The organism is Sorangium sp. So ce362 (assembly GCF_051519845.1).
Taxonomy (GTDB): domain Bacteria; phylum Myxococcota_A; class Polyangia; order Polyangiales; family Polyangiaceae; genus Sorangium.
In genome coordinates, this window is the sequence record NZ_CP150332.1 from 1664407 (window position 1) to 1689398 (window position 24992).

The window sequence follows — 24992 nt, forward strand, 5'->3', positions numbered from 1 at the left end:
TTCTCCCCTGATTTCCCGAGGGTTTGCGCGAAGTCGAGCGCGGCGCGCGCCGGGACGGCGTTCGCGCTGAGAACGCCGCGCGCGTGAAGAGGCGCGCGTCGAAGGCGCGTGGGACGGCGTTCGCGCTCTCTTCTCGTGCCCGCGGGGAGAGAGAAGCCGAGACTCGGTTAACAGCCGACCCTCGTTCTCCGGGACGGCGACCGGGCGATCAACTGTCCCGCGCGGGGAGGGACTGTTGATCATCGGGGCGCTGTCCCGCGCGAGCGCGGAATGGGCGCCCACGTTGGCGCGTGGCGCGTGCAAACCGCCGGTCCCGAGCGTGGCGCGAGTCGTGGGCAACGGCGCGCAGGTGGGCGCGCCCTGCGCGTCCGGCGCAGCACTGTTGGACGCCGCTGCCATCATCGCCGTCGTCAGATCGCCCCTCCCGTCTTGGCCGCCGCCTGTCGCTCCTCCTTCATGCAGTGAAGCTCCAGAGGAGCGCCTTCGGCTGGGCAGACGAAGGCGCGGAAGATCCGATACCCCTCGTGAATCCCGGCGCCAAGGATCAGAAGTAGCGGCTCCTTGCAGTCGTACTCGCGGGCCTGACTGATCTCGAGCATCTGCGCGAAGTCGTCGCCGCTCGGCTCCACGTGGTTCGCGGGATGGAAGTGCCACTCGCCGATGTAGAAGGTCCGTTCCTTGGCCCTCCACCGCTTGCTGAGCATCTCGCGCAGACCGCTCACGCCGCGCAGGAACCACGAGCGCCTTCGCTTCGAGTCGGTCGGCGGCGGCGTCGCCTCGCGTACGATCGCAAGCGCGAGGTCGTCGGAGTAGCGCCCGATCAAGATGCCGCCCGTCTCCACGGAGCCTGCGTCGCGACAGTACCGATCGAGCGCCCCGAGAACGGAGGCCTGTAGCTCCACGGCGAACGTGCCGTCTTCGGTCTTGCCCCTCCAGGTCCTCATGACGCCAACGCCTCCAGGGCGGGCGGCGCGCTCTCGGGCGCGAAGCCCTGGAAGCCGTCGTCCGATGACGATTGTGCGAATACCCGGAAGCGTGGCGCGGTTGGCCTCTTCGCCACCACCGTCTCCAGCTCCTTGACGCAGACCGCTGCCGCCAGAACGACGTCGTCGCAACGAGCGGGAAAGAGCGGCGACCAGCAGCCTGCGCCCTCGAAGACCTCGTCGTTGTCGGCCCAAGCTTTCGACTCGTGCTCAAGCCAGGGGCGGACGTTTCTGGCGAAGTCTCCTTGCGGGAAACGGTTGCCGCTCACGCCGAACGAGAAGAGGCGCTTCCCACCGAAGCCCATGGAGAAGGAAGCGAAGGTGCGAGGGATCGACCACCATGCTCGTTCAAGTGTCGACAGAACCATGTCCGACGACGTGCAGTCGATGATGATGTCGTACTCGTCGAGCTGCGTCTCGATGGCCTTGGCGTCGCTGGGCAGCTTCTCGCTGAACTCGGCGACTCGAATGGTCGGCGAGATCTGCCGGAGCCGCTGTGCGACGACTGGCACCTTGGACTTGCCGACGTCGACGAGCGTTGCCACGTGCCGGTTGACGTTGCCGGACTCCACTACATCCTCATCGATCAGCGCGATGTTCTTCACGCCGGCGCGCACGAGCAGCTCGCTGAGGACCGAACCGAGCGCGCCAACACCGATGACCGCGACGTTGCAGTCTCGCACTGCGCGCGGCAGTCGCCCGCGAGCTTGCAGGCGATCGCCGCTCCAGTTGTCGGTGAACAGGTACTCGAGCGCGACGGTGTCAGCGAACTTCCCGTAGCGATCGCGGTGCCACCAACCACGTGCGTTCGGGCGAAAGCCGTGTGGCTGCCCTTCGGCCTTTTCAAGACGGGGCAGGAGCAATGCGTCCCAGTGGACCTCATTGGCGTCTTCTCCGACGCGCGCGGGCATCGGGTAGCCGAGCATGAGGATGCCGCTGCTCTTCGAACCACGAAGCTGAGGGAACAGCCATCGCAGCATCGCGTCGACGTCGATGTTCATCGCCTTCGCGATTCGCCGAAGGTCTCGCCACGTCCCTGGCGCCTGCCACGGCCGCACAACGACCGGCTGCGGCCACAGCCACCAGAAGCCGTTCACGCGTCGTTCTTGCGCCAGGTCACCGAGCTCGCGTCCTGACCATGCCCGGACAACGTCACCGCTCTGGTCCTCAAAGCTCTTGATGGTGAGAACGTTGCCGATGTCCTTCAGCGCGCCGAACCGAGCGATGCCGAAGCTCCCCGCGCGCCCATCCCAGGCAGCGAAGGACGCCGCGCTCTCGTCGTGAACGACGCGCTCGCGGATCCAACCGCGCGCGGTGGTGTGAGGTCGATCGGGCAGCTCAAAGGGGTCGCCCGCTGCGAGAAGCTGGTCGTTCGCCGCTCGGTGCAGCCACTGGAGTGCTCGCTCGGTATGCCATCGAAGCCGCTGGTCGGCGTCGCCAACGGGATCGCGTACGACGACCACGCGCCGCTCGCCGCCGAAAGGTGTGTCGAGGCAAAGCCGTCCATCTCGCCACGCACGTCGATCGCGCCCCGGCGCGTTCCGCGACTGGTGAGGAAACGTTGCGGTGAGCCCACCTTCGGAAGCCGGGTAGAACGAGACACGCCCGAAGGGATAGGTGTCGTCGAGCAGTACGCACCATCGGGTTGCAGCGGCAACGAACTCGGCGCCGGCGTCACGTCGGAGCACGAGCCGCACGACCCACCGCTTCGCCTTTTCATCGAACTTGGGACCGTCCTCCACCGAGCACGCAACGACCGCGCACAAGCCGCGCAGGCCGCGTTCGATCGCAGGCGGTGGAAGGACGGTCGTCGAGGTCACGCGAAGCGGCCGCTCCCCGGCGTGGCAGGACCCGTGGGCGGCGTGTAGCCACGCCCCGAACCGCCCGAGCCGCCGCCACCGGCCTCCGGGGGCTTCGGGAACTTGCTGCCGAACAGGTCGCGCCAGAGCTTGCCGCTCTCCGTGCGGTCCTGCGAGTCATACGCGCGTCGCGCAAGAGCGGCGCCGTCCTTGACCTGGTCGTAGAACCTCTTGAAGTCGTCAGCCGTGATCCGCTTGAAGACGTCGTGCGTCGACACGCCGTAGTCCGGGAGACTCGGCTTTCCGCCGGCCAGCACCGACAGCGCGTACTGCGAGACGATCTTCTCCAGCGTCTTCACGACACCCTCGGCGACGCTCTCGATGCCGTCGGGGCAGCACTCGCCGATGAGCCGCTCGAGCGGGAAGCCCTTCGGGTGCTTCGGCTCCTCGTGCTTCTCGACGCGCCACCACTTGATGGCCTTCACAACGTTGACGAAGTGCTTGTTCGTGCGGTTGTTCTTGTCGCGCGTCCACCTGATCTGGGCGATCGGGTGCGTCGACTCCCACTTGTTCGCGTCGCGGTCCGGGATGCGAAGGGGCTGTGACTTCCACTCGGGCTCGTTCTTCGCCTCGGCGAGGAGCGTTCGCGCGTCGCTCCTATACCGGGAGCCCAGCGCGAGCCACGACCGGTGGAGGCGCCACTCGGGATCATCTTCGAGACCATCGTCGGCCGAGAGCGCCTCGGACCGAAGGATGCCCGCCTCGGCCTCCGAGGGCGCAGAGGTGAGCACGAGGTCCAGCTCGACGTAAGACAGCTCGATGCCGAACGAGCGCCCCTGCTGCCGCCACTTCCCCTTGTAGTGCTTGTCGAGGAAAGGCTTGAACACGTCCATCGCCTTTGCCGGCGTGTACTCCTCCTCCGAGAGCTTCGTGACGACGATGATGTCGACGTCGGAGCGCCGGTCCCCCTTCGGGCGAATCGCGGTCGAGCGCTTGTAGCTGCCCTGCAGGAAGTCCGAGACGAGGCACTTCTTCAGCCCCTCGTCCGCGTTGAGGCGGTCACGTAGCGTCTGGTGTCCGGTCTTCAGATCATCGCGCATCGCCTTGGTGGGTCGGATGTCCTGCAGGAAGTCAGCGAAGTCGGTTTCAAGGATCATGGCGTGGGCTCTTGGTGTTCCGCGACGGCCTTCGCCGGGGGCGGGAGCGAGATGGAGATCTGGTAGGACCCGTCGCGCTCGATTCCGAAGTCGAACTCATAGAGTGCGAGTCGGCCGAGTGCTTCGCGCTGCTGCCCGATGAAGAACATCAGCGCGTTGGGGCACGCGAAGAAGACGTGCGCCCTCGCGGTGCGACTCGGGCGTGCGCTCGTGAGCAGCGCGGGAAGCGCATTCGCGAGCTGGTAGGCGTGGTCGGCGCCCTTGATGCTCCGGGGCGACGGCCCGCCCTCCGGGCTCAGCACCACGAGGCGGCGCACCGGGGGCGCACCCGCCGATGCGAGGTAGGCCTCGACGTCACCACGCGCGTCGTGCGTGACGGACAAGCAGATCGCCACGTCGTCGGCGTTCGCATTCTTCTCGATCGCCTGCGGTGCCGCCCACGACGGGCCCACAGTCGTGTTCTCGGTCGGTCGCCACACATCGAGGTTCGGCTTCTGCAGCGGCGCTGCCTTCACGCCGGAGTTGCGGCTCAGCTCCCAGCCCGCAAGCAGCGCGAACGAACCGTGGCACTCAAGGGCGATCACGGACTCCCCAGCGCGGAGACGTGCCCGGCGCTCCTGGTCGCCAAGGAATGCGAGCACCTGCGCCGCGCTCGCCTCCCACGAACCGCCCTGCGCCAGGTGGCGGCCGTCGAAGTTCGACGAGACGCAGACGAGCTCGTCGACCTCGGACTCGAGCCGCTCGGCGAAGCGCATGAAGCTCCGCACGCCGATGGCGAAGGGGCGTGACGGCTTGGCGCCGAGATCGGCCAAGAGCCCCTCCTTCTGGCACAACGCGCGGAACGCGGCCTCGTCGAACGAGTGCTGGCCGCTCATCAGGAACTGCTGCACCAGGCTCTCGTAGGGGCACGCCGCGCGGTCAGCGCTTGGCGTGCGGAGGCCGGCGGCCTCGAGGGTTGCGTAGACGTACGCCTTGAAGTCGCGTCGCCCGAAGTGATCGAGCTGGAACCGCAGCGTGCGAGCAAACGCCGTGAACGGCTCGACGTCGAGGCTCAGATGGGTGCGCCACTTCTCGCGGATCTTCCCGAGGTCGCCCTTCGCGCCATCCTCGAAGAACTTGGGCGGCAGCTCACCGTCGAATTCGCGCAGAAGGCTGGCGAGCTTATCGTCGTCCTTCCATCGCCAATTGGACGCGAGGTGGAGCCGAAACGGGACGCGCTCCTGCTTCGACAGGTGGGCGTAGGCCTCATGAAAGCGCTTGAGCAGCGAGACCTTCGCGTTGATGAACGACGGGTCGATCAGCGCGTCGGCGCTGTACGCGTCGCGGTTGTCGACGTGGTACTTGAGCTGGAAGTAGTCAGCGCTCGCCTGCCAGCCGCCCGCGTTGACCCCGGGCGCGCGGTAGAAGACGGCGACGTCGTCGACGCCATCGGCGTCGTCGTGTTCGAGGACGACGCGCTCGACCAGGGAGTTCGGGCGCAGTAGGTCGGCCGCCTGCCGCCAGAAGAACAGGCCCTGGTAAACGTCGCCTTCGGTCCGTGCGCCGACTTGGTGAAGTGCCATTGCCTCCCCCTCACTCCACCAGCGACTTGAAGACGGCGTCCGACGCGTCCTTGTAGAACTCGATGTTGAGCTTGGTCCACAGCTCGTCGGGCAGGTCGTTGAGCTGCCGGCGGGCGGCGACGGGCATCAGCAGGGTCTGCGCCTGCTTGTCGACGGCCAGCTCCGCGATGCGCACAGCGTTCGGAATCATCTCGATTGAGCCGCCGAGGTTGAGCGCGCCGACGACGATGGTTCCACCGCGCGTGTTGCGCCCGAGGAGCGCGCCGCATAGGGCGACGAGGACCGGGACGCCGAGGCCCGCCCCGGCCTTGTCGGCGTCGAGTGCACGCATCTGGATTGAAAACTCGTGTTCGCGTGGGTTGCGGTCGCCGACGAGTTCCTTGGCGCGTGTGTAGAGGTTCTGTTCGCCGACCTTCACGCTTTCGCGGAAGGCGGGTGGCGTCGGCTGGTTGAGCACCTTCACGCCCGCGCCCGGTCCGCTGGCCACCTCGAGGCGATAGAGGCCCGGGCCAGCGTCAGGGCTCGCGGGGCTCACCGCCCAGACCTGGCCGGGTGGGAGCGGATCGCTCTCGATGGCCTCGTCGCTGTGCAGCTCGGGCGTCGAGACGAACTGCTCCACGCCCTCAGGGCCGACGATGTAGCTGAAGTGCGTGTTGCGGAACTCGCTCTTGAAGCAGCGCTTCTGTTGCTCCTTCACGCGGCGCCGCGATTCGAGGGCGACGCGCACAATCCACTCGAGGTCCTCGTCGGGCACGGGCGCCTCGGGGTCGGGGAAGAGCAGCTTGGTCAGGCCGCTCACCGTCTTGTTCACCGCCTCGATGTCGCGGCCGGAGAGCGCGCCGCCGAGGTGAACGCGCCCTTGCATCACCGAGACGCGGTTGCCCGAGCGCAGCTTGCTCCAGCACTCGCTGAGGAAGTCGCTCACCAAGCCGAAGTGGTCCGTGAAGTGGTCATTGGGGTTGAGCTTCGGGAAGTCCCACCCCGGCACGAAGGCGTGAAGGCGGTCCATGAACGCTGTGTCGTTGCGCATCTCCGGCGGCAGCGGGCTGAGCAGGTGCGCGACGCGCTGCTGCTGCTCAACGTCAACGTCGAAGTTGCCGACCATGACGATGCCACCCTCGGCGCGGATGTTCTCCTTGCCCCGGCTGAACTGCCCCGAGGCCATGTAGCCCTTCATGATGTTGATGCCGTCCTTCTGATCGAAGGAGACCCCCGACACCTCGTCGAAGCAGACGACGTCGTACTGGCACACGAGCCCGCGTTGGCCGCTCGCGTTATTCACGAACATCTTGGCGACCGTCGCCTTGCCGCCCGAGATGAGGTGAGCGTACGGCGAGATCTGCTGGAAGAGGTGGCTCTTTCCGGTGCCGCGCGGGCCGAGTTCGACGAGGTTGTAGTTGCGCTCGACGAACGGGACCATGCGCAAGATGGCGACGCGCTTCGCGCGCTCGGAGAGCGATGCAGCCTCGAGACCAATCGAGCGAATGAGGAAGTCGATCCACTCCTGCGTCGTGAACGAGCGGCGTGCCTTGGCCAGCACATCGAGCACGTCCGACTTCGACATCTGGATCGGGCGCATTGACTGGATGGAGAACGGGCGGCCTCCCTGCTCCTGCGCGGCGACTCCGTCGTAGGCGAGTGTAACCTCGGCGTAGAAGCCGTCGGTCAGCATGCGCTCGTTCTCGCGCACGAGCTGATCGTCGATGAGCACGTCGCGCAGCGCGAGGCTCGGAAGCTCGGCGAGGAAGCGGTCGTTCTTCGCGTCGAGGCGCGCCTTGATGATGTCGATGAGCTTGACGCTGCCGCTGTCCTTCGCGCGCGCCTTGAACAGCTCCTCCTCGCCCGTGCGCACCGTGCGGTCGCGGAGCTGCTTCTCGACGATCTGGAGTCCCTCCGCGATCTCCTTCTCGTCGGTGCTGGCGCAGTAGCGGCCAAGGAGGAACTCGACCACGTAGGTCGGCACCGGGTACTGGCGCGCGTACTTGCGAACGAGGTCCTTGCGAACGAGGTAGCCGTCGAAGACCGCAGCCGCCAGCTGATCGAGATGGTCGAGGGTCAGGGTCATGACGCTTCTCCGACAGTCGTGGCTTTGCGGTCGAGCACGTTGCCCGCGCCGTCGAGGACGACGACCATGGCGGCGTGACCTTCGTGGCTGTCATCCGCGACGGCGAGGCTCTGCTCGCCGGCCGGGCCGACCTCCTTGGGCGACGCCGCGATGCTCGTGTTCGCCTGTTTCCAATTGGTGCGCAGGTCGACGCGCACGGAGGGATCGTTTGTCCTCACCGCCACGCGGCAGCGCATGCCGCGCCAGGTGACGGCGGTGATCGACGCGGTGGTGCCACCGCCGCCGCGCTCGACGATCAGCTCGGGAACGATGCACTCCTGCGGGCTGATGCCTCCGTGCGAGTACTCGGTGTTCTTGGCGAAGCTGCCGACGCCGGGCGGTGACGCGATACGGACGTGGGGGTTCCAGTGCCAGGGATAGACGGGCACCTCAGGCTTCGCGTCGCGCTTCACCGTGGCTGCGCGTGACCACTTCGTCGCCGTGAGGTGTTTGGGCACCTCGACGGACGGCAGGCCACCCGGCATGAGCAGCCAGCCGTGGTCCGTGACAATGCGGATGCGCGTCCAACCCGCGTCGATGAGCCCGGTGATCTGGTCGAGGAGAATCTCGAGCTCGGTGTCGATCTGTGCGGCGAGACGCGCGCCCAGCTTGTGGCCCAGCTCGTCGAGCTTGCCGCTCTCGATCCAGCCGCCCGTCGAGCCCTGCTTCGCGGGGCGGATGTCCTCGCCGAGCAGGTCGATGCCCCGACTCGCCATGTCGTCCCGCAGCCGCTGCGCGGTGGCCGCCTGCGGGCTGTTCTTGAAGCGCGGGTTGAAGTCGACGATGTCCTCGCCGCCTTCGAGCTTGTCGTGCGAGAGCGTCGCAAAGGGCTTCGCGGTCGACGTCACCGTCGGCAGCGGTGCGAGGCGGTGGTTCAAGCGCGCGCGGAGGCCCTTCGCTTCGAGGCGCTCGGCGAGGATGCCGGCGACGTCGTACCGGAGGCCGTCGGCGAACATGAGGCACGCGTCCTTCTCGTGCTGGCTTCCCGTGACCTTCGCGCGCACGGCGTTTTCTGCACCGTCGATGAGGCCCTGGAAGTGGCGCGCGGAGGCATCGAGCCACGGCAGGTAGAGCGCGCGCACGACGCTCTGGATGAGCGCCACGTCGGCGGGCTGCTTCACCGAGGCGAGCGCTTCGAGCGCAGCACGGTCGCAACGCCAGCCGTCGTTCACGTAGGCGGTGACCGCCGCGTCGACGGTGGCGCCGCCCAGCGTGGTGGCGGCGGCCGTGGCGAGCTTCGCGAGAGGCGCGAGGGCGCCGGCCAGCGGGCTTTCGCCGAGCTCGGCCCAGACCCACTTGCGCCGCTTGCCGTGCGCGGCTTCGAGCGCGGCCACCTCGGCGAGCGCAGAGGCGTGGGGTTTGTTCGCGAGCGCTTCGAGGCTTGCACGGAGTTCCTGCTCGGCCTTGGTGTTGCCGCCCGCGTCGCGCTCGCTGCCTCGATGGAGGAGCGGCGTGGCGGTGTCGCGCAGCAGCTTGGCGACGTCGGGATAGAGCTTCGGAGCCTCCTTGAAGCGCTGCCAGACGTTGGCCCACTTGCCGCTGGCCTCGACGAGCGCGTTCGCCGCATCGGCGGGAGACTTCTTGTCCGGGTCGAACTTGAAGTCCGAGTTGCACACGCCGCAGAAGGCCTTCCAGCGGGCTTCGCCCTCGCTCTTGCGAAGGCCATCGCCGACGCCCATCCAGCGCAGGACGTCGCGGGTGGGATCGCTGACGGCGAGGCGATCGAAGTCGTCGGCTTCGAGGCGATGACCGCGAAGGCCGTCGAGCGGCGTCTCGGCGAGGAGAGGCAAGCTGCGTTGCGCGGCCTCGCGCGTCTTGGCGTCCTGGGCCACGTCGAGCTGGAGCCCGTCCTCCGAAACGAGGAAGGCCTCGACGGTCCAGTCGCGCCCGTTCTTCTGGTGCCAGACGCGGCCTCGGTACTGGAGCTCGACGAGCGGCTGCAGCTCACGCGGGCACTCGTCGCCTGCGCGCAGGGACTGCCGGGCCACGCCGGGCAGGTAGAGGATCGGCACGACGCCGGGATCGAGTGTGACGTCCTCAAGCACGCGGTCGACCACGCAACGCAGCCAGATGGCCGGGCCCGTGCGCTTGGCAGCGTCGTAGGTGCCGAGCACGAAAAGGTGCGGCAGCGCGGTCTGGAGGCGCGCCACGAGGGCCGCCCATTGCCTGTCGGCGTCGGCCCAGAGCAGCGCAGCGGGCGCGGCCTCACCCTCGCCGCTGCGCAGCGCGTGAAGAAAGGACTTCTCGAGCTGGTCGAGCAGCCCCTTCGCGTGCGGCGGCGGGGTGGTGCTGCGACGGCGAGAGGTCGATGCGGTCACGAGTTGCCTCCCTTGGCGCGCTCACGCGCCGCGAGCTTCGCGGCGCGCGAGTAGTGGAGGTCGTTCCAGCGGTTGCCGTCGAACTCCCTCCCGCCCGCGAAGTCCTGCGTGCTCTCGTCCCAGCCCCAGAACCACGGGAAGTCAGCCTTCTCGCGCGTCGGCTCCTTGCCACGGTCCTTGTCCCACTTGATCTTGGGGGCCACGCGCAGAATGCAGGCGTTCTTCCCGCGCGCGTTCAAGGGCTTCGCCGTCATGAACGGGCGAATGTTCACGCGCACGCCGTCGTCGAGGTCGGGCTCCCAGCCGATGGGCTGCTGGTGCAGCGGCTTCCAACGAACGAAAATATCGTAGGGCGGCTCGCCCTCGAGGATCTTCTCCAGCTCGCGCTTCAGATGCTCGGCGGCGGCGATGCGCCCGTCGGCGCCCTCAACGCCCGCCTTCTGGTCCGCGCGCTGCCGGTCGAGCCAGTCGCCGAGGTAGGTGTGCGTGAGCTTGTCGAGCGTGCGGCGACCTTCCCCGTTCGGAGCCGCGAGCTGATGGTAGTTCACAAGCGCGGAGAAGCCGTCCTTGCGACCGTCCCAGATCTGCCAGACGAAGGGACGTTGGTGAAACAGCGCGCAGTGCTGTTCGAAGAAGCCGTCACGGAGCCAGTCGTCAAGCGATCTGCCGGCGAAGTCCGCGCTGACGAGCAGGTCGTTCAGTCTCTGTGCCGACCACTCCGTATCGAAGGCGTCTGCGAGCAACGCTCGAACGCGCTCGGCCGCTGGCGCCTCACCTCGAAGCGACGGCAAGCACACGACGCCGTCGTCGTCCCCATGCGATTCGAGACCGTCGGGACCGACTGCGGGGCAGTCCATGAAGGACGAGCCCGCTTGCCGTGGCCAGCGGTAGCCGAGAAGCCGGGCCACGCCGACATGGAGAGGAGACGTGCTTGCGCGTGGATGACCGGCGAAGAGCCACTGCGTCGGCTCGGCTGACTCAGGGACAGGCAATGCAGTCGCTTTGTTCCTCCATTCGGCTGCGTCGAAGCCGATCTTGGTGAACGTCGCGGACGTGACTTTGATCGCTTGATCAAGAGCCCGCGCGGCTGTTGCGAGCTCGCCCGATGCTGCATACTCCCAAAGGGCCTCAATATCGCCTTGGTCGCGAGGGACGAGGACCGCAACGTTCGCATCAAACGCCTCACCCGTGTAAATGGTTACGGGGAGGGAGCCCATCGCTCTAATGGCGATGCCCTTCTTGCCCCAAAAAGACACTCCTCGAAGGTAGGCCGAACCAGCCTCTACAGCCGCATCGAGCGCCTCATCCTTGCGAAGGACCATTTCGCGACCGCCGTACGGAATAGTAGATTCCACAGTGCCAAGCCATGGAACCCACGGGGTGTTTAGCGCCAGCAACTCCCAGAAACACACACCGAACCTGGGCAGATCGGCAGGCGAAACCCCCCACGAAGAATCCGCGACCTCGCCCAAGAGTCTCGCGCCGTGCTCAAGTCCTCCAACGAGGATGCGAGCGTCGGGGTTCTTGAGCTGTTCTTGCTGGTTCACTGCCACGGTCTCGGCCGCACGCACTACGATGGGCTTCTCGTTGCACTCCCGATGGTTCCCGAGGTCAAAGCCACAGAACGCCGAGTTTGCGTCGACGTTCCATCGCTGCGCGATGACCAAGCTGGTGCGGATTGCCCACCAGTTCATGTCTTGGAACGCGGCCGGACCAAGACAAGCGATAAAGCGGAGGCTATTACTCCGAAGAAACGTCTCTCGGAACTTGCGGTACCCAGTCAGGAACATCCAGTTCTGCGGCTGGACAACACCCACTGTTCCACCTTGCGTGAGAAGTCGCGAGAGCCTCGACAGGAACAAGACTGCGAGGTCACCTTTGGCCGACGCGTCAACCTGCTCAGAAAATGCCTGAAGAGCCGCATTCTGCTTTCGGCGAAGGAGGTAGGGCGGATTCGTAACCACGAGCGTGTATCGCTCGGCGAGGATCGTGGCCGCCTTGGCGATGCCCTGCGCGACGACAGCGAGTTCGGCGTCCTCCGACTCTTCGGTCGCGAGCGCCGATGAAAGAAGCCCGCGGATCTTGTCGAAGTTCGCCACGAACAGCTCGCCGCCGACGCGCGTCGGGTCAATGAGCGAGCCAAGCGTCGGCGCTTGGCGGAACAGCTCGTAAAGCTGCTTCATCGCGTTCTCGGCGAGCGCGTCGCCGGCCGCGAGCGCCGTCCACGCGGCGACCGGAGCGTTGATGGAGAGTCCTGCACACGCGAGGTTCAGCGCGGGCAGCGGTCGGTAGCCCGCGAGCTTCCACGCCGTGAGCCCGACGTTGAACGCGGCGATCTGCGTGCAGCGGGGATCGAGCTCGAGCCCGAACAGGTTGTCCCGCAGCACAGCGTCGACGGCCTCGGCGACCGAGAGCTTCTCCTCGGCCTGCCGCAGCGCGACCAGCATCGGCAGCGCGAATGCGAGGAAGTGCCCGCTGCCCATGCACGGGTCGAGCACCGTGAGTTCCTTCGCGGGCGTAGGCCAGCCGGGGAACGTTCCCGCAGCGGGCCGCCACACCCCGCCCTCGCGCACGAAGCGCAGGTAACGCCACTCGATGCCCTGCACGGCGCACGCGGCGCGACACTCGTCCTCCGATGCTACTGACCGTGCTACGTCCGGCTTCTGCGCGAGCACCTTACCGGCCCACCACGCGCCAAGCGTGTTGTGCAGCAGGAAGAGGACCATGTAGTCCTCGGTGAAGAGCTGCGTGACCGCGGGCAGCTCGTCGGCACCGATCTTGTTCTCCGACGCGTTGACCGCGTCCTTCTGGTCGGCCTGCCAGAACTGGTAGACCCAGCCGAGGCTGTCGTCGGCGATGAAGACCTCGCGCGGAAGCGCTTCGAGGATCGCCTCCAGCTCCTGGCGCTTCTCGGGCGGCAGCGCGACCTCGAGCACCGGGTCGCCCGCGCGGAAGATCTGCGGGAGCATGTGCTGCGCGAACTCGCTGGCGAGCACGAGCCAGTCCTTGCTCTGCTCCCGTGCTAGCTCGCGGCACTCGTCGAGCGAGAGCGCCATGCCCGACTCGGGCTCGACGAGCAGGTCGTTCTCCGCGAGGAAGCGTGCGAACAAGAGCCGGTGCCAGTGCTCGTAGGCGCACTCGCCCGTGAGTCGGTCGATGGTCTGCGTGCCCTTCTTCTCGTCGAGCCGGTCGCCGAGCTGGCGGCCGTGCGCGCGCAGGCGGTTTCGCAGCTTGCGCTGGTCGGGCGAGAGCGCGGACCACGGCTCGTGGTGGCCCACGGCGAGCTGCTCGACGGCCTGCCGCGCACCGGCCTCCGCCACGCGGCGGGCCTTCTTCACGGCGTTCTCGAGGTCTCTGCGGAGGTTGCGGTCGAGTGATGCCATCACGCACCTCCGATGGCGGCGTCGAGCCACTGCGTGAGCTGCTGGAACGACACGCAGCGCTCGGCGACCTTGCCGGGTCGTACCATTTTCAGCAGTGCGCTCGCGTGCTTGACCTTGCCGTAGCTGCCCTTCTTCGTGGCCTTGGTGGCTTTCTCGACGGCGGCGTAGAGAGAGGTCTTCGGCTCTTCGTCGAGCACCTTGCGCTTCGGCAGCGCGTTCTTCTTGAAGTCCTTGCCGTAGAACTCCTCGAGCTTCTCTTCGTCGGCGACGACCCACGCCTCCATGCACCTCGTCATGAGGTGGACGTGTTCCGGCGTGGCCTCCTTGAGCTGCTCGGTCCAGCCGTCGCGCGTCTCCAGGTGCTTCACGCGCTCAGCCGGCGTGGGATGCGAGGGCGTCGCGGACGTGACTTCGTCCTCCGCGTCGACAACGAGCACGACGAAGTCCGCGTCCTTGCGCTTCAGCGCCTTTGCGAACTCGTCGGCGGTCTCACTTCGGCCGCCACAGAAGACGGTGTCCCACTTCATTCGCTTCTTGCGGGCGGCTTCCTTCTGGGCGCCAATGAGCGTGTCGAACGCGACGCGGAGCTCGCCGCGCCCGTCGGCATTCGTCTCGCCACCACCTTCGACGAAGATCTTGATGCTGCTCACGGGTTGCCCCCGATCGCGCCCATGCGCCACACCTCGCCGAGGCGGTACTTCTCCAGCCAGCTCTTCAGGTCGTCAGCCTTGAGGCGCCGCACCTGCGTACCGCCGATGTTCTCGCAAACGAGGACCGACTCGGGTTCGAGGCTCAAATACGAAAGCAACGCATCGGAGTGCGTCGTCACGATGAGCTGCGTGTGCTTGCTCGCGTCGACGAGGAGGTCGGCGACGATTGACAGCGCGTCGGGATGGAGCCCCAGCTCCGGCTCCTCGATGCACACGAGCGGTGGCGGCGACGGCTGCAAGAGGACGGCGCTCATCGCGAGGAATCGGATCGTGCCGTCCGAAAGGCGCGTCGCCGGGACCGGCGTCTTCAGGTCGTCTTCGTGAAGGAAGAACTGGATCGTGCCGCCCTGGGTAAGCGTGCTTACGCGTTCGAAGCGCGGGAGGAAGCGCTTGAGCAGCTCGTGGAACCTCTTGGCCGCGCTGCTGTGCTCGATCTGGTTGAGGATCAGCCCGAGGTTGCTGGCATCGGGGAGCAGCACTTCGGTCGGAGACGTCGCGGGCTGGGGCTGGCGCACGGCTGCGTAGCGGCCAAAGCTCCACTCGCGGAAGGTCTGGATGCGAGAGAACGAATTCGCAGCCCAGGCGAGCTCGGGATAGAGGTCAGGCTCCTTGCGCTGCGAAAGCACGGATGCGTCGGGCGCGAGGCTGTCGCGCTGCAACTTGCGCTCGACGCGCTTCCCGTCGTCCGAGGCGACGTTCAGCACCGGGTGCCCCTTCTGGAAGCGGTAGTAGAAGTAAACGTCCTTGGCGCCGTTCTTGTGCTTATCGGCCTCTTCGAGCGCTTCGTCCGTGACCTCCACGCGGTCGCCTGCTGCTGTGAACTCAAGCCGGTAGCGGAGGTCGCTCTTCTTGCCGCCACGACAAAGGCGGGCGTCGATCGTGCCCGTCTTGGGCGAATCGCCCTTCCACAGCCACTCGCGCACGCCGCCACCATCGCGGATTGCCGATGCGAAGCCCGTAGGCGTGGAGCGGAGCAGCTCGACGGCTTCGATCAGGTTCGACTTGCCAGAGGCGTTCGGTCCGATGAGGACGTTGAGCGGCAAGAGGTCGATCGTCGACGTTCCGGGCGCGAAGGAGAGGAGGCCATCTACTCGAAGCGATTTGAGGAACATGGTCTTCTCCTTCAGCTCACCAGCACCGGGCCATCCTTGATGGCGGCGACGAGGGACTTCTTCTGCCGTTCGAGCCAAGCGTCGACGTCGGCTTCGGTCGTCAGGGTGGAGCGCTCGATGGAGATGGCGCGCACCTTCGGCTCGAGCAGCTTCGCGGCCTGCTCCAGCGCCTTCTGCACGCGGCCCGGAACGGCGTCGGCCTCAGCACGCCGCGACGAAAGCGACTTCGTGTCGAGCGCCGACGCGAGCGCTTCATCGCTCGGCACCGACAACTGCGCGGCCGGCGTGAGCCCGATGCTCGTGAGGATCGACGAACGCTCCGCATCCGAGAGCTTCGGCCACAGCGAGCTGGCTTCGAGCGAGGCCACGCCCTTGCCGAACTCCGTCTCGTACGCGCCGTGCGCTTCGAGCAGCGCCTTCCGGAGCGCGTCGGCGAGGCCCGAGCGAAGCGGCGCCACCGGGTCGGTTGGCTCGAGCAAGAGGCGCTGCGCGCGCACCGCCTCGACCTGCTTCAACAGGTCCTCCGCTGCGGTGAGGCCGTGGGCGTGCTTCGCGAGCCGCTCGACGAGCCCCCACGTGGGCAAGCGCGCGTCGACGAGCTTCTTGGTGGCAGTCCACTCGGCGATCCGCTTCTCGAAGGTCTGGGCGTTGTCACGGATGCCTGCGAGCTGGTCGTTGCCGACACGCGCGCGGATGTCTTCAATGTCGGTGACCGACGCGGGCGCGGGCAGCGGGGCGTCACCGCCGGTCGCGCGCCCAAGGGCAGCGAGCTGCTCGAGGAAGACCGGCGCCTTGGTCAGCTCTTCGCCCGCCTTGCAGCCCACGCCGAGCGCCTGGAACACCTTGCGGATGGTGAGCTTCTCGGTGACCGAGAGCGTGATCTTCTCGACGCGGAACTCGGCCTTCGAGATCCTGTTCTGGTCGAGCTGCCCCGGCACGAGCACCGTACCGTTCAGCGTTGCCGAGACGTGCTGCGTTCGGTGCAGCGCGATGAGGGCTGCGTCGATGGCGTCCTGTGGCCAGCCATAGGGGCTCGCGCGCAGCACCTTGCGAACCTCGATGCCGACCTTGCCAGAGCCGATGGTCGAGAGCACCGCCTTGCAGACGGCGTGTTCTTCCGTCGCGACGGTGTGCCCCACCGGCTGGAGCGGCTGGTCCGCGCCTTCCTTCGCGCGCTTGATGACTGTCTCCCACGCAGCGTGGTCGGCCTCCTTGAACCGCGGGAAGAGCCGCACGAGCGCGGCGTTGGTTGCCTCGCGAACGCGCTCCTCGAGCGTGGCCTGCAGCAGTTCGGAGCCGCCGCCCTGGAACACCTTGGCGTTGGCGACGATCTGCTTGATGAGCTCGTCGCGCTGCCGGACGGCCGCGTTGCGACGGCTCTCCATGCTGTGCTTCGCCTCTTCGCCCTCACGGGTCGTGGGCGTACCCCTGGCGTCGATGGTCTGCTGCGCAGCTTCGGCGTCGACGATCAGCTTGCGCAGCTCGTCGGCGTTCGTCGGCTTCTCAACGAACACGAACACGGTCGGCGAGTCCGTGCCCGCGCCGCGAGCGGCGTCGAGGATCTCCTTCAGAGCAGCAGACCATTGGTCCCGAATCCACAGCGGCACGCTCTCGCCGTTGCCGGCGGGCGGCGTCTGGTCACGCGAGACGACGACCTGGCGGGCTTCCTTCGCGGCGCCCTGCACGACCTTCACCGTGCGGATGACGCGATCGGCATCAGCGTAGATCTGCTGGTCACGACGGATCTGGATGTCGGCGTCGTCGTTGGCGAGCTTGCCCTGGCGGCGGCGGAACTCGGCGTCCCACTCCGCGCCCTCCTTGGTCTGCAGGCGGTACTCGTCGCCGACCTTCATCAGCGCGCCGCTCGACGCCAGCTCCTCGAGCTCCGTCTCGACGGTGCTGCGCAGCTTGCCGTTGTCGGCGAGGAGGTCATCGACGAGCAGATCGGCGATGTGCTCCTTCGACGCGCGCACGCCGATGTCAGAGCCCGCCTCGCGAGGCAGGCGGCTAATGAGGAAGACGAGCCCGCAGATGCGCCGCGCGAGCTTGCCCTTGCCGGAGCCGTCCTTCGAGAGGTTGATGATCCGCTCGTTGATCTCGCGGAGCAGCACACCCGTATTGACCATCTCCGGTGCGAGCGCCTCGAACAGCTCGTCGCCCGGAACGGTCGCACCGAGGCCACGGTCCGAGAGCCGTGCGACGGCGTCGTGGATGATGCGGAGCTGCGAGCGGAGCTGGCTGTGCGTGCCGGCAGCGTCGACCGCGCGGAAGCAGTGCTCCCAGAAGCGACGGCGCACCGGCAACAGCGGGTAGTCGTCGACGATGACCTCGCGGTCCTGTGCGCTCTCACCGATACGCGTGCCCTGGAGCTGGCGCGAAACCTCGCCTCCGTGCTTCTCCAAGAAGTCCTTCACCGTCGAGATAGACGCGGCCTTCTTCTGCAAGAGTACCTTGCGGATGACGGCCTCGACGTCCTGGTCGGAGAGCTGGACGCGGATGGTGTAGCGGTCGGTCAGCTTCTGCAGCTTGGGCGTCGCGGTGAGCGCGCTCTGGCCCGAGGCGACGACAAGCACGTGGCTATCGAGCTGCTTCGAGAGCGCTTCGGTCACCTCGGTGACGAGCGTCGAGCGGTCGTTGGAATCGCCGATGTACTGCTGCACCTCGTCGAGGATGAGCAGCGTGCAGGGCGTGCGTCCATCGCGACCGACGAGCTTCAGCACGCGCTTGATGGCGGTGAGGAACTCATCGGTCGTGATGTCGGTGCTACGCGGCGGGAACTGCGCCTTCAGCGTGTTGCGCGCCTCGGCCTCGGTGGACGCGAAGCCCGGGTCACACGCGAGAAGCGCGTTGGCGATGTGCTTGCTGACGTAGAGGTTGTTCAGCTCGGACTGCCACGCCTTGCCGGCACCTTCGACGGCGCCCTTCACTTTGTCGAACCAGCCCTGATCGTAGAGCCACAGGCAGAACTGCGCCTGCGGGTACTGGTCGGGCAGGCCGACGCCGCGCAGGAGCACCGCGAGGATCGTCAGACGAACGTGATCGGTTATGCCGCTGGGAAGCGCGCCGGCCGCCGCGAGCAGACCGCCCGCGCGCTTGCCCGCCGTGTCGAGCTCGCGGAGCAGCTCACGCAGCTCGTCGGGCATCGACGGCACGAGGCTGCGCGCCGTGGCGCCGTCAGGGAACTTGGTGTCCTGCCAGAGGTGGCAGGCCATCTTCAGCAGGTGCGACTTACCGCTCCCGAAGAACCCGCTGACCCACGCGGCCTTCTGACTCGTCGACGTGAGGTTCGCGAGGAATGACTTGAGGATCTTGATGATGCCTTCGGCGTACTGGCCCTCGCACACGAAGGTGGAGAGCTCGCCGCGGAGCTCGTCGAGGACCTTCTCGTTCGACTTGTCGGCGATGCGCGCCTGGCCCTGGTTGACCAGCGGGTGGGTGGAAGGGTCTCGCTGAAGGACGTCTTTGATTTTCATGCTGCACCGCCGGCGCTGTGGATGGAGATCGGGACCGCCATGTAGTTCCAGCCGTCACGAGCATCGAGCAGCCGGTAGTTGTTCTGCTCGAGCGTGCCCGGGAAGAACACGACGAGGCGACCGCGAACGTCGCGCTCGACGCCCTTCAGCACCTCGGAGACATGGGTGAAGCCGTAGAGCGAGCCCGCACCGAACACCGCGACGACCGAGGTCTCGGTCACGTCGGACGACGAGAGCACGGCGCGAATGCGGTCGGCGACGTACTCAGGGAACTCGCCGGTGAGCTTCAACTGCAGGTCGTCGGGCGATTCGAAGTAGGCGTCGCGGTACTCATCCGCGGCGAGCCATGAGGCGAATGCGTTGGTGAGGTCGACCTCGTGCCAGTCGTGGCCAGCGGCCTTGGTGCGCGTCTCGAACTCGCCCTTGCGCGCTCGGAGCACCCGCTCGAGCTCCTTGTCGTAGGCCACCATGATCACGCGCTGCGCTCCCGCGACGGTGCGCTGCCAGGGCGTTGCGATGTGCTGGCCATAGAGATCTGCGAGGTCTTCGAGTCGCGCCATGCGGTCACTTCCTCCCGAGTCCTGGGTCTAGCCGGTCGAGGCCGAACTCGACGACGTCCCCAGCGGTACGCAGGTCGATCAGCCCGATGCGCTTGGCTTCGAGAGCCAGCGTCCGGGCTGAGGTGGCGGTGCAGTCCAGCGCCGCGATCCACCCCGTGGTGAGAAGCTCCTCGCCACGGAAGCCAGCGGCGTTGCCGAGCCACAACGCGAAGGCGACGGCCCTGGGCGGCGCGCTCACGCGCTGGCGGTGTTTGAACGTGCGGCCGGTGAGATGGCCGGTCTGGGTCCATGAACTGGAGACGTTGCGCACGACCTTGTCGAGCGTGTCGTCGTTCATGCGCTCGCCGACCAGCTTGCGAAGCGCCTCACGGATCGGGGCGCGCTGGATCTCGATGCCTGCCGGTTGTGACAGCACGGGAGCTGCCGACGCCATGAAGAGCGGATCGCGCGCGAGCGCCGCAAGCATGGCGAGGAGCGGCCGTGCCTTCGGATCGACGTCCCAGAGCCCGCGCAGCACGCGGAACACGACCACGAAGGGATCCAGGGCGTAGAGCTCGGTCAATCGCTGGCTGGAGATGCGCCGGGTGGATGCCGTCGGTTTGCCGAGACAGTTGCCGTCGATGATGGCGCTCCCGTAGGCGGCGCGATCGACGGGACCGGGAGCGGCTGCGAGGACGGCCTCGAGCTCGGCGAGCATCAGCGTTCGGCTCGAGTGCGTGCCCTTGTCGCCGAAGCGAAAGCCGAGCTTCGCCGCCCCCGGCGGGGGGCCCGCGGGTGGAAAGAACTCGATCGCTTTAACCTCTGCAAGGGACATGGAGAATCCGCCGGCAAACTTGCCGGCATAGAAACTGACAGAGTGATGTTCTGATGTCAAGACGCACCTCCGCGCTCGCCGGCAAGTTTGCCGGCGAGAGGTGACTGGGCACGACGCGGCGCATCCACGCAAGCGCAACGTGCCGGATTAATTGAGTTCGGTGGGCTGGGCGGAGCTGGGCCCACGCCGTCCGCTGCCCGGCCGACGTCCCAGGGGGGCCACCGCCCGGAGCATCCGCTCAGCCAGGGGCGCCGGCCAGGGGCGCCGGCGCTCGCGGCCCGCCATCCGCGTCGCTCCCGCCGCTCGCGCCCCCGCCCATCTGGACACCCCCCCCCGACCCATCTGGACATCCCGCCCGCCCATCTGGACACGGGTTGGGCTCATCTGGACATCCCGCCCGCCCATCTGGACACCCCCCTCGCTCATCTGGACACCCCCCTCGCTCATCTGGACATCCCACCCCGCCGCCTCACCTCCCGGCTCCCCCCACCCACGTCCAGATCTTGCTCCGCGCTGGACATCCCCCCGACCGAGCTCATCCTTGCCGCATTGCGCCGTGCCCCGCGGGGCGCGGGTCGCAGGAGGAGGGATCAAGCAATCATCATGGCAAAGCAAGGAACCAACTTCGATCGCTGGGTCAAGGTCGCCGCCGGGTCGGAGCGGACCGACAACCCGCTGAATATTCCGTACGACATTGCCGTGCGCGAGGCGGTCGTCGCCGCGGCGTTCGTGAACAAGTACTGGGAGCCCGACGGCGAGCGCCCGGGCCTCAAGCGGGTCAAGAACCGCCTGCCGGCCTCGAGCAGCGAGGAGCTGCTCTCCATCGTGCACGCCGTGCAGGAAGCGCAGACGCGGCTGCTCCTCATCGTCGATCCGGCCGTGGCCGATCTCGGCGAGCGCGCCCGGCTCGTCGTGGATGAGCTCGAGTCGGCGCTCGAGTTCCTGCTCGACGACGACGTCGACGAGCCCGCCGACGCGCAGCTCGCGCGCATCAAGGAGTTCCACGCGCAGGACGGCCAGCGCTCGAGCGCCCTGTCCCAGGCGCTCCGCGACTACGCGGGGCTCGCGGAGTCGCTCAAGGGCCGCCTCGTCGAGGCGGATGAGGCGTTTGACGTGCGCCTCATCGCCGAGGCCAGGAAGCTCGCGGAGGACCTGCAACGGCGAGCGCTGGAGGTGGCCCCCGAAGCCGGCGCCTCGGCCGCCGCGACAACGACCCGCAACCAGCTGCTGCACCTCATGGTCGAGCGGGTCGGCGCCATCCGGAAGACCGCGGCCCACGTCTTCCGGCGCCACCCCGAGATCGCCCGCGAGGTGACGAGCGCCTACGAGCGGCGCCGGCGCGCGGCGGCGCGGCGCGAGAAGGCCCGCAAGGCCGCCGAGCCCGGACAGGCCAACGGCAAGCCGGCAGAGGCCAACGGCAAGCCGGCGGCGGCGCCCGCGCCCGGGACCCCCGCGCCCGCGACCTCCTAGATCGTCGCCTTGCCCATCGACACCCCGTCCATCGCCACATCAGGCACCGCCTCATGACCAAGCTCCGGCGGGAGCGGCGCTTCTCCCTGGGGCGATGATCCGCTGGACCGCGCCGGCGGCCCGGCCTCGTCGAGCTCGGCGAGGCCGGGCCGATGTCCAGCAGGGCGACCTCGGTGCGGCCGGCGTCGAGGCGGACGTGGTCGCGCTCTGATCCGGCGCGGAGCTCGCCGCTCGTCGGTCGATCGGTTGACGAACACCTCCACCGAGGGGTGTTCCGCTACCAACGGATGCGCAGGGTGCACGGCCTACCCCATGCGCCCCTTTGGCCGCTGCGGCGCATTGTGACCGTCAAATACCCTTGACGGTCTCCAACATGACTCTTGGCCACCACAGATCGGGGCCGTCCTCGTTGGTGAGCTCTCCTTGCTCTTTGATGAAGTCGAGGTGCATGGGGCACTCCATCAACGCGATGGTGAGTGCCTGAACCGCGTCAACTCCGCTCCCAGCGTGCCGGCGCACCTCTTCGTTAGGTCCCACGATTTCGTAGGGGACTTCCCAAATGATCACAGGACGGCCTGCGGGTCGACCGAAACGTACCCTTACGTCCGCCTCCGTTCCATCCGGTTTCTTCAGTTTTAGCTTTCGTTCTGCGATGATATCTTCGTCCCTGATAGGGTCTCGTTTCATCCGTCGACCGTATCGCCACATTCGGCAGCGTCAAGCGACCGGCCGTTGCACTTGTTGTGGCAAGCGGCCACAGCAACGGCGCGGGTGATCTCACACGCCAACTCCGATTCTCTTGGGGCTCGCTCCTCACAGTACAGCTCCCACCTTCGACTGATCGCGCTACACGCTTTGCTGCACCCGTTCCGGCACTCATGGTAGCAGATGCCGGCTCCCTCGTTCTTTTCCTGAAGACACAGCGGGATGGCTCTTCGGTTCTTGAGAACTGAGCAGAACCTGGCCCATGATTCTGCTGTGTTTTCGCATGCGTTCTCGCATCTTCCTCTGGATCCATGTGCCTCGCGGGCGACTAGATCGTCTGTGGCGCATGGGTCTGTTCACGACGTGTCCGCCGACTCTGGTCCCTGAATGCAGGATACCGTGCAGAGCGCAGGCAATAGAAAAGCCGCTCCGGTGGTGACCATCTCATGGGTTCGCATGGAACTTCGCCTGTGCGAAGTGCGAGCCAAGCGACACCAGGCGGCCAGGCCGCTTCGGAGCATTGGGATTCGCGGAGCCTCACGGAAGCCTCACGGAAGCCTCACCAGATCCTGGTAGTCCTTGAGATCGAACGGCAGCGTCAGCGCTCCGAAGTCTGGGATGCTGCCGCTGGGAGCGGTCTGCCCCTTGTCCGTCGGTTCGTCAGGCTTTACGTTCTGCTCCAGCGCGATGTCCTGATTGCGAATCACGTAGGCGCGCAGGCCGTCCTCGTACGCGGCTATGCCACCCACCAGATCCTCCTTGTGCATGGCGAGCTCACTGGCCAGAACGTAAGCGCCGACCATCGCGACCGAGGTGGCCTGCCCCGTCCCCAAAGAGACGGCGTAGCCAGCATCGCCGGCCAGCACGATCCGCCCACGTGACCAGCTGCTCATGCGGACCTGGCTCAGCGAGTAGAAGTGGAAGTCGGTCGCGCGCAGCATGTGTTCCACGATCTGCGGAATCACCCAGCCAGCGCCTGCGACGCGGCCGGCGAGCAACCGCTTCTGCGCGTCGATGTCGCGGAAGTCGTGGTCGATCCCCTTCGGCGCGTTGAAGCCGAGATACGTCCTCGCGTTGACATCCCTCCGCAGGCCCATGACCAGCGCGCCGACGGAGTCCGGCTGCTGGTACATGACCTGCCAGCGCTCGAGGCCGAGAAAGTTCGGCATGCCGAACGTCGCAATGTACAGGTCGCCGAAGGCGCGGACGAACTGCTCATCGGGGCCGAAGGCGATCCGCCGCACCCCCGAACGCAATCCGTCGGCGCCGACCACCAGCTCGAAGCGGCGAGGCGCAGCCGTGACGAACGTGACGTCGACGCCCGACTCGTCCTGGGTCAGCGACGCGATGGAATCGGCGAAGAGGTACTCGACCTGGGCGCCCACGGCTTCATGAAGCACGTGACACAGGTCGTCGCGCAAGATCTCGACATCGGGGCTGTCGAGTCGGCCGCCCGTCAAGGTGCTCTCCGTGCTCCGGAAGATCTCCTGACCGGCCGAGTCGACCACAGAGATGCCCGTCAGCCTCGTGCTTCGATCGCGGAGCGTGGCGAGGATGCCCATCCGCTCCGCGACCTCCAGGGCTGGCCCCCGGACGTCGAGCGCGTGCCCGCCCGGGCGTAGATGCGGCGCACGCTCGACCACCGTGACCGCGAAGCCGTAGCGGGCGAGCCAAGTTGCGATGGTGAGACCGGAGATGCTGGCGCCGGAGACCAGCACCCGGGAGGCGGGACGCTTCGGGATCGTCGAGTTCATGGGAAGCATGGTACGTTTCTCGAACCGAGCCGTCCAAGACATGGATCGCACGGCTATGATGCCTCCAGGGTAACGGTTGAGACCATGGAACTCCGACACCTCCGCTACTTCGTCACCATCGCCGAGGAGCAGAGCTTCCGCCGAGCCGCCACCAGGCTCCACGTCTCGCAGTCTCCATTGAGTCGGCAGATGAAGGACCTCGAGGAGGAGATGGGCGTTGAGCTCTTCGCGCCCGAGGGACGCGGGATCAAGCTCACGGCCGCCGGGAAGTCCTTCGCGGAGAGAGCCAGGAGCATCCTCGCGAGCGTCGACGCGGCCGTCGACGAAGCCAAGGGGATCGCCGAAGGCAGGCTCGGTACCGTGGTCATCGGCTTTGAGACGGGCACGACCTTCATGGGCTCGTTCTTGTCCCTCGTCGCGGCGTTTCGTCGGCGAGCGCCCCACGTCGGCCTCCAGCTCGTCCCCACGAGCAGCCTGGAGCAGTGGACGGCGCTGCGGCAGGGGACGATTGCCTTCGGCTATGGGGCCTACGCGCCCGATGACGACGCCCTCGGCCACCTCGAGATGACCCGCGATCGACTCGGGCTGCTCCTCTCCCCTGAGCATCGACTCGCACGGCGCAAGAAGATCCGGCTTCGAGACCTCGAGAGCGAGCGCGTGCTACTCCAGCCGCGTCAGCTCTATCCGAGGCTCCACGCGGACCTCATCACGGCGGCGCGCGCACAGGGCGTGACGCTGCACGTGACGGCGGAGGTGCTCGACCTGGAGGCGCTCCTGGCGCTGGTCGTGATCGGCGACGCGGTCACCTTCCTCTCGGAGAAGTTCTGGGAGCTGGCTTCGCAGACCTCGTTGCTGTGGCGGTCCGTCGAAGATCTCCACATCGATCTGAGTGAAGTCGTCACATGGCGCGCGGAGGACGACGGCGCGCCCGTGGTGCGAGCGCTGATCGAGAGCGCGCGAGAGGTGAGCCCGCTCCTGCAGCACGCCGCGGACCGCGCGCGCCCCCCCAAGGCCGCCAGGCGAAAGCGCAACAAGCGCTGAGGCGTCTTCCCGGGCGGTCACGAGAGCAACACGTGCCCCCTCCGCGC

General features: G+C 67.1%; 16 protein-coding genes. 2 read left to right on the plus strand and 14 right to left on the minus strand.

The genetic code is table 11. The annotated features are described in order from the left end of the window. Positions 1 to 410: 410 nt before the first annotated feature. From WMF17_RS06580 to WMF17_RS06635, 12 genes are read right to left on the minus strand one after another with little or no spacing between them, the layout of a single operon-like run. Positions 411 to 944 carry a Mov34/MPN/PAD-1 family protein gene (locus WMF17_RS06580; RefSeq protein WP_437601097.1) on the minus strand — a complete coding sequence of 178 codons (534 nt, stop codon included), beginning with the start codon at positions 942 to 944 and terminating at the stop codon, positions 411 to 413. Continuing rightward, the gene (locus WMF17_RS06585) at positions 941 to 2803 is read right to left on the minus strand and encodes a HesA/MoeB/ThiF family protein (RefSeq protein WP_437601098.1); all 1863 of its coding nucleotides are present in this window, start codon (positions 2801 to 2803) and stop codon (positions 941 to 943) included. The genes WMF17_RS06580 and WMF17_RS06585 overlap by 4 nt, the downstream gene beginning before the upstream one ends. Next, a complete protein-coding gene (locus WMF17_RS06590) occupies positions 2800 to 3939 on the minus strand; it encodes an SMODS domain-containing nucleotidyltransferase (protein WP_437601099.1) in 1140 nt (379 codons plus the stop codon). The genes WMF17_RS06585 and WMF17_RS06590 overlap by 4 nt, the downstream gene beginning before the upstream one ends. Next, complete coding sequence (locus tag WMF17_RS06595; RefSeq protein WP_437601100.1) at positions 3936 to 5501, minus strand: SAVED domain-containing protein; 1566 nt, start codon at positions 5499 to 5501, stop codon at positions 3936 to 3938. Before WMF17_RS06595 ends, WMF17_RS06590 begins: the two co-directional genes overlap by 4 nt. Positions 5502 to 5511: 10 nt before the next feature. After that, positions 5512 to 7566: a protease Lon-related BREX system protein BrxL gene (brxL, locus tag WMF17_RS06600; protein ID WP_437648696.1), complete on the minus strand. Its 2055-nt coding sequence runs from the start codon at positions 7564 to 7566 to the stop codon at positions 5512 to 5514. Continuing rightward, a complete protein-coding gene (pglZ, locus tag WMF17_RS06605) occupies positions 7563 to 9923 on the minus strand; it encodes a BREX-1 system phosphatase PglZ type B (protein WP_437648697.1) in 2361 nt (786 codons plus the stop codon). Before pglZ ends, brxL begins: the two co-directional genes overlap by 4 nt. Further along, a complete protein-coding gene (locus WMF17_RS06610) occupies positions 9920 to 13306 on the minus strand; it encodes an Eco57I restriction-modification methylase domain-containing protein (protein ID WP_437648698.1) in 3387 nt (1128 codons plus the stop codon). Before WMF17_RS06610 ends, pglZ begins: the two co-directional genes overlap by 4 nt. Further along, positions 13306 to 13956 carry a DUF4276 family protein gene (locus WMF17_RS06615; RefSeq protein WP_437648699.1) on the minus strand — a complete coding sequence of 217 codons (651 nt, stop codon included), beginning with the start codon at positions 13954 to 13956 and terminating at the stop codon, positions 13306 to 13308. The genes WMF17_RS06610 and WMF17_RS06615 overlap by 1 nt, the downstream gene beginning before the upstream one ends. Continuing rightward, the gene (locus WMF17_RS06620) at positions 13953 to 15128 is read right to left on the minus strand and encodes an AAA family ATPase (RefSeq protein ID WP_437651299.1); all 1176 of its coding nucleotides are present in this window, start codon (positions 15126 to 15128) and stop codon (positions 13953 to 13955) included. Before WMF17_RS06620 ends, WMF17_RS06615 begins: the two co-directional genes overlap by 4 nt. Before the next feature lie 11 nt (positions 15129 to 15139). After that, on the minus strand, positions 15140 to 18601 hold the full coding sequence (gene brxC, locus WMF17_RS06625; RefSeq protein ID WP_437648700.1) for a BREX system P-loop protein BrxC: 3462 nt from the start codon (positions 18599 to 18601) through the stop codon (positions 15140 to 15142). Next, positions 18598 to 19161 (minus strand): BREX protein BrxB domain-containing protein, encoded by a 564-nt coding sequence (locus WMF17_RS06630; RefSeq protein ID WP_437601107.1) that lies wholly within the window; start codon positions 19159 to 19161, stop codon positions 18598 to 18600. Before WMF17_RS06630 ends, brxC begins: the two co-directional genes overlap by 4 nt. Positions 19162 to 19165: 4 nt before the next feature. Continuing rightward, positions 19166 to 20035, minus strand: a complete 870-nt coding sequence (locus WMF17_RS06635) for a hypothetical protein (protein WP_437601108.1) — start codon at positions 20033 to 20035, stop codon at positions 19166 to 19168. Positions 20036 to 20578: 543 nt separating this feature from the next. Between WMF17_RS06635 and WMF17_RS06640 the strand changes: the two genes are divergently transcribed. Continuing rightward, a complete protein-coding gene (locus WMF17_RS06640; RefSeq protein ID WP_437648701.1) occupies positions 20579 to 21445 on the plus strand; it encodes a hypothetical protein in 867 nt (288 codons plus the stop codon). 348 nt (positions 21446 to 21793) lie between these two features. Here WMF17_RS06640 and WMF17_RS06645 read toward each other — a convergent pair whose 3' ends face one another. Both WMF17_RS06645 and WMF17_RS06650 read right to left on the minus strand, forming a co-directional pair. Then, positions 21794 to 22132: a DUF6968 family protein gene (locus WMF17_RS06645; protein ID WP_437601110.1), complete on the minus strand. Its 339-nt coding sequence runs from the start codon at positions 22130 to 22132 to the stop codon at positions 21794 to 21796. 566 nt (positions 22133 to 22698) lie between these two features. Next, entirely contained in the window at positions 22699 to 23904 is a 1206-nt protein-coding gene (locus tag WMF17_RS06650; RefSeq protein ID WP_437648702.1) for an FAD-dependent monooxygenase, read from the minus strand. Between the two features lie 84 nt (positions 23905 to 23988). Between WMF17_RS06650 and WMF17_RS06655 the strand changes: the two genes are divergently transcribed. Beyond that, positions 23989 to 24945 carry a LysR family transcriptional regulator gene (locus tag WMF17_RS06655; protein ID WP_437601112.1) on the plus strand — a complete coding sequence of 319 codons (957 nt, stop codon included), beginning with the start codon at positions 23989 to 23991 and terminating at the stop codon, positions 24943 to 24945. Positions 24946 to 24992 lie beyond the last annotated feature (47 nt).

What these genes read in the sequence shown, in the direction of transcription:
- WMF17_RS06655 (WP_437601112.1), top strand. Translation starts at nt 23,989, where the DNA reads ATGGAACTCCGACACCTCCGCTACTTCGTCACCATCGCCGAGGAGCAG.
- WMF17_RS06580 (WP_437601097.1), bottom strand. Translation starts at nt 944, where the DNA reads ATGAGGACCTGGAGGGGCAAGACCGAAGACGGCACGTTCGCCGTGGAG.
- WMF17_RS06645 (WP_437601110.1), bottom strand. Translation starts at nt 22,132, where the DNA reads ATGAAACGAGACCCTATCAGGGACGAAGATATCATCGCAGAACGAAAG.
- WMF17_RS06650 (WP_437648702.1), bottom strand. Translation starts at nt 23,904, where the DNA reads ATGAACTCGACGATCCCGAAGCGTCCCGCCTCCCGGGTGCTGGTCTCC.
- WMF17_RS06590 (WP_437601099.1), bottom strand. Translation starts at nt 3,939, where the DNA reads ATGATCCTTGAAACCGACTTCGCTGACTTCCTGCAGGACATCCGACCC.
- WMF17_RS06610 (WP_437648698.1), bottom strand. Translation starts at nt 13,306, where the DNA reads ATGGCATCACTCGACCGCAACCTCCGCAGAGACCTCGAGAACGCCGTG.
- WMF17_RS06595 (WP_437601100.1), bottom strand. Translation starts at nt 5,501, where the DNA reads ATGGCACTTCACCAAGTCGGCGCACGGACCGAAGGCGACGTTTACCAG.
- WMF17_RS06620 (WP_437651299.1), bottom strand. Translation starts at nt 15,128, where the DNA reads ATGTTCCTCAAATCGCTTCGAGTAGATGGCCTCCTCTCCTTCGCGCCC.
- WMF17_RS06630 (WP_437601107.1), bottom strand. Translation starts at nt 19,161, where the DNA reads ATGGCGCGACTCGAAGACCTCGCAGATCTCTATGGCCAGCACATCGCA.
- brxC (WP_437648700.1), bottom strand. Translation starts at nt 18,601, where the DNA reads ATGAAAATCAAAGACGTCCTTCAGCGAGACCCTTCCACCCACCCGCTG.
- brxL (WP_437648696.1), bottom strand. Translation starts at nt 7,566, where the DNA reads ATGACCCTGACCCTCGACCATCTCGATCAGCTGGCGGCTGCGGTCTTC.
- WMF17_RS06640 (WP_437648701.1), top strand. Translation starts at nt 20,579, where the DNA reads ATGGCAAAGCAAGGAACCAACTTCGATCGCTGGGTCAAGGTCGCCGCC.